Source organism: Streptomyces sp. NRRL B-24085 (genome assembly GCF_001282115.1).
Lineage (GTDB): Bacteria > Actinomycetota > Actinomycetes > Streptomycetales > Streptomycetaceae > Streptomyces.
Genome location: NZ_LJBR01000564.1, coordinates 1 through 4,237, shown reverse-complemented (window position 1 = coordinate 4,237; position 4,237 = coordinate 1). Strand labels below are relative to the sequence as shown.

General features: G+C 71.6%; 3 protein-coding genes and 1 pseudogene. 1 reads left to right on the top strand and 3 read right to left on the bottom strand.

Annotated elements, in window-relative coordinates:
• Together AOJ26_RS44765 and AOJ26_RS39530 are read right to left on the bottom strand one after the other, a co-directional pair.
• Nucleotides 1-190 (bottom strand): annotated as a pseudogene (locus AOJ26_RS44765) (hypothetical protein); the annotation flags it as partial.
• A 32-nt stretch (nt 191-222) separates the two neighbouring features.
• Nucleotides 223-2,037 (bottom strand): prolyl oligopeptidase family serine peptidase, encoded by a 1,815-nt coding sequence (locus AOJ26_RS39530; RefSeq protein ID WP_053853169.1) that lies wholly within the window; start codon nt 2,035-2,037, stop codon nt 223-225.
• Nucleotides 2,038-2,186: 149 nt separating this feature from the next.
• On the opposite strand from AOJ26_RS39530, the gene AOJ26_RS39525 reads away from it, so the two are divergent.
• Nucleotides 2,187-2,561 carry a nuclear transport factor 2 family protein gene (locus tag AOJ26_RS39525; RefSeq protein WP_053853168.1) on the top strand — a complete coding sequence of 125 codons (375 nt, stop codon included), beginning with the start codon at nt 2,187-2,189 and terminating at the stop codon, nt 2,559-2,561.
• 6 nt (nt 2,562-2,567) lie between these two features.
• Here the strand turns inward: AOJ26_RS39525 and AOJ26_RS39520 are convergent, their stop codons facing one another.
• Entirely contained in the window at nt 2,568-4,199 is a 1,632-nt protein-coding gene (locus AOJ26_RS39520; RefSeq protein ID WP_053853167.1) for an IS200/IS605 family element transposase accessory protein TnpB, read from the bottom strand.
• Nucleotides 4,200-4,237: the final 38 nt, after the last annotated feature.

Below are 4,237 nucleotides of genomic sequence, written 5' to 3'. Positions count from 1 at the left end.
ACCGGGTGGTGCTGGCGGCCACGCGGCGGGGGCTCGCGGAATTGCTGGGGCGCAGGGGGCGGGCGGCAGCGTAGCCGTACGCGAAGGTCGTGCCGGGTCGGGTGGTGGTGCGGCTGCGGGCGGGTGGGGGCTGATCGCGCAGTTCCCCGCGCCCCTCGGGTGGGTACAGCCCGGCCGACTTCGAACGCACCCACCTGAGGACAAGGGAAACTGCGCTCCCGCCTACTCCAAATACCTCGCCGCGAAGTCCAGTTCCAGCTTCACCTGCTTGATCCGCTCGTCCACCACCAGCGAGCCGTGCCCGGCGTCGTACCGGTACACCTCGTGCACCGCCCCCCTCGACTCCAGCCGCTTCACGTAGTTGTCGATCTGACGGATCGGGCACCGGGGGTCGTTGACACCCGCCGAGATGTACACCGGAGCCTTGACCTCGTCGACGTACGTCAGGGGCGACGACGCCTCGAAGCGCTCCGGCACCTCCTCCGGCGTGCCGCCCAGCAGCGTCCGGTCCATCGCCTTCAGCGCCTCCATCTCGTCGTGGTACGCCGTGACGTAGTCGGCGACCGGCACCGCCGCGATCCCGAGGGCCCAGGCCTCCGGCTGGGTGCCCAGGCCGAGCAGGGTGAGGTAGCCGCCCCAGGAGCCGCCCGTGAGGATCAGCCGGCCGGGGTCGGCGAGGCCGGACGCGATCGCCCACTCCCGCACCGCCGCGATGTCCTCCAGCTCGATCAGGCCGACCCGGTGCTTGAGCGCGTCGGTCCACTCGCGGCCGTAACCGGTGGAGCCGCGGTAGTTGACCCGGACGACCGCGTACCCGTGGTCCACCCACGCCGCCGGGCCCGCCGCGAAGGAGTCGCTGTCGTGCCAGGTCGGGCCGCCGTGGATGTCGAAGACCGTCGGCAGCGGTCCCGTCGCCCCCGCCGGCTTCTGCACCAGGGCGTGGATCCGGCCGCCCGGGCCCTGCACCCACACGTCCTCCACCGGCACCGAACCGGGAGACTTGAGGCCCGGCGGGTCCAGGACGACCTCGCCGGTCGTCGAGCGCACCGCCGACGGCTCGGCGGCCGAGGACCACAGGTACTCCACGCTGCCGTCGGGGCGGGCCGTCGCCCCGGAGACCGAGCCGGGCGGGGTCGGGACCTTCTCCAGCTTGCCGCTCTCCAGGTCGTACCGGAAGATCTCGCTGCGGGCCTCGAAGCTGTGCACGATGAGCAGTCCGGTGCCGTCCGGGTACCACTCGGCGCCCACGTCACCGGGCAGGTCCAGGGCGAGGTCGGTCTCCTCGCCCGTGGCCACGTCCCACACCAGCGGCTCCCAGCGGCCCCGCCGCTGGTGGCCGACGAGCAGCCGGGTGTCGCCGTCCACCGGAGCGAAGCCCAGCACCTCCAGGCCCAGCTCCTCGGTGCCGCCCCGGGTGTCGTCGAGCTCGGCGACCGCCCTGCCGTCAGGACGCACCACGCGCAGCGCCGAGTGCATCGCGTCGCCGTGCTCGGTGTGCTCGATCGCGATCAGCGAGCCGTCGTGGGAGAGGTCTCCGATGCCCGCCGACTCACGGTGCCGGTAGATCTCCACCGGTTCCTCGCCGGTGCGCACGACGTGGATCGAGGTCCCCTCGTCGTCCGTCGAGCGGCCCACGACCGCGGTCCTGCCGTCCCGGCCCAGGGCCACGCCCGCCGGGTAGGAGGCGTCCAGGCCCGGCGCGGCGAGCTCGTCGGTGCCGCCCTCGAAGGGCTGGCGGCGCCAGACGCCGAACTCGTCGCCGTCCTTGTCGTCGAACCACCAGATCCACGCGCCGTCCGGGGAGAGCACGCCGTCCGTGGTGCCGTTGGGCCGGTCCGTGACCTGCCGCTGGGCACCGGTCGCCCGGTCCCAGGCGTACAGCTCGTACGTCCCCGTGGCGTTGGACACGAACAGGGAGCGGTCGGGGGCGTCCTCCGCCCAGTCGGGCAGCGACACCCGGGGCGCCCGGAAGCGCTTCTCCCAGTCCGGCATCTCGTTGTTCCGCTCGGCCGCGGCGGACCCGTTGCTCTCAGTCATGACCCCATACTGCCTGCCCTCACAGACAATCCGCAGACGAGGTCCCCAGCCTGTGGACAACTTCTACCGGGCGCTTACCCGAACCCCCGCGACCAGGCCGGGAAGGCCGTCCCCGGCCGTTGTCAGTGGCGGGGTGCACACTCGTCCCCATGACCGATCTGCGCGAGACCGTGGAGAGTTTCTGGGCCTTCGCCGAGGCCCGCGACTGGACGTCGTTCGCCGGCACCCTGGCCGAGGACGTCGTCTACACCCTGCCGCAGACCCGCGAGCGCGTCAGCGGACGGGAGCGGTACGTCGAGTTCAACCGTGAGTACCCGGGCGACTGGCACCTGCGGACCGAGCGGATCGTCGCCGAGCCGGACCAGGTCGTCACCTGGGTCCACTTCACGGTGGGCCTGGAGGAGATGTACGGCATCTCGTTCTTCACCGGGGACGGCAGCGGCCGGATAGCCACCGTCACCGACTTCTGGCCGGAGCCGTACGAGCCCCCGGCGGGCCGCGACCACCTCACCGAGCGGTATTGACCGTTCCTAAGGACTGAGCGGGAGTGAGTCCTGTTGCCAGGATTCATGCTCAGCCGAACGTCCCGAACGGTGTTGGACGTTCTGGTCGCCCGCATTCGCTCCGCGGTCCGGCGGCACGCATCTGGTGCGTGGTCCGGGAAGGGGAGGGCGGGGTCCCTCGCCCCCAGGGGCACGCCGGTCGGCCTGGACGGTCCGATGCCCCGCACGATCACTCTGGTCGTGCGGGGGCGGTGCCGTCCGTCGCCGGATCGGGTGTCCCTGGGCGCGCCTGCCGATCGCCACGGCGGCAGCCTCGTGACGAGTGGTCCTCCTGTGGTCGTGGGTGAGGGGCTTCTGCCAGTGCTGGGCGCCCCAGCGGCTGGTGTAGGCCGGGTCCACAGCGATGATCGTGATGCCGGTCTGGTCGGCCATCGAGGTCAATCGGGCGCGGAGCCGGCCGGTGGGCATGCCGGAGATCAACTGGCGGAACCGTTTGCGGCAGCCGTGCTTCTCCCGGGTCTTCTCCCTCGTGAAGTCCAGGTTTTCCACAGCGATGGCCTTCACGCCGCAGGTGCGGACCCAGTGCAACAGCCGGGTGAGGGCATGGCGGACCTGGGCGTCACGGTGATCGGCGGTGCCCGTGAGGTCGAAGAAGAACCGTCGCGGACTCCCGGTCGGGTTGCCATGGATGTCGAGGCGCCAAGCGGCGAGGTGATCGGCGTTCATGTCGACTCCGATCACACCGTGAGCGAGGGCGGCGCCCATCGGAACGGTCCGGGAGACAGGAATTTGCCAGGACGCGGTCACATACCAGCGGCCGCGCTCCACATCCAGATGGATGCGGTAGGCCACCGCCCGGTTGGCCGCCACCCGGTCCCCCCACTCCTGCCCCCGGTGCGAGAAACCGACCCGGCACGCGAGGACGTACCGGCCGTGCGGGGCGTTGGCCAGATGGGCGAGCGGCACCGGGAGCTTGATGCTGACCTCACCGTCCGGACTGATGCGGATCGTCTCGTTGCCGAACCGCTTCCCGGACTCGCCGTCCGCCTGCAGGAACCAGCGCTCCGCCTCCCAGAGCCGCCGCCACTGAGCCTCGGTGAGCTGCGCGTCAGACAGGTGATGACGGGTGCGGGCCAGATGCCTGCCGCCGCGCACGACGTGCACGGTCCCGGCCTCCCAGTCCGCCCGCGCGCGCTCCAGCCGGTCCTCCAGCACCCGCAGACGGCGGGACTTGGCGTGCCACTCCCGCGCACTGCGGTAACCGCCCGGCATCCGTTTCGAGCCCTTCGCGCCGACCGGCAGCGACAACCGGTGTGCGATCATCCGGATCCCCGCCTCAAGCGACTGGATGTGCGCAAGCCGGCCACGCCGGGCCAGCGCCCACTGGTCATGCGTGGCCTTGGTGAGCGAACCCGCCCACCGGGACGACGACACGGGCGTCAGACCCCGCTTACGGGCCGCCCAGGTCTCCGCGGAATGCTCCAGGCCCTGCGAGCACCGCACCTTCAAATCCCGGGCGGCGAGGGATCCGAGGTGGGCGCCGACCAGCGCGAGCACCTTCTCATCGGCGGGCGCCAGCTGCCTGAGCCGGGTCCGGATGGCCACCCCCGTGGGGCCGGGCAGTACGAACGACGCCGCCAGCTCCCGCAACCCGCCCACCCCCTAACGGCCCCTCGTAAACCCGCTCGACATACCAA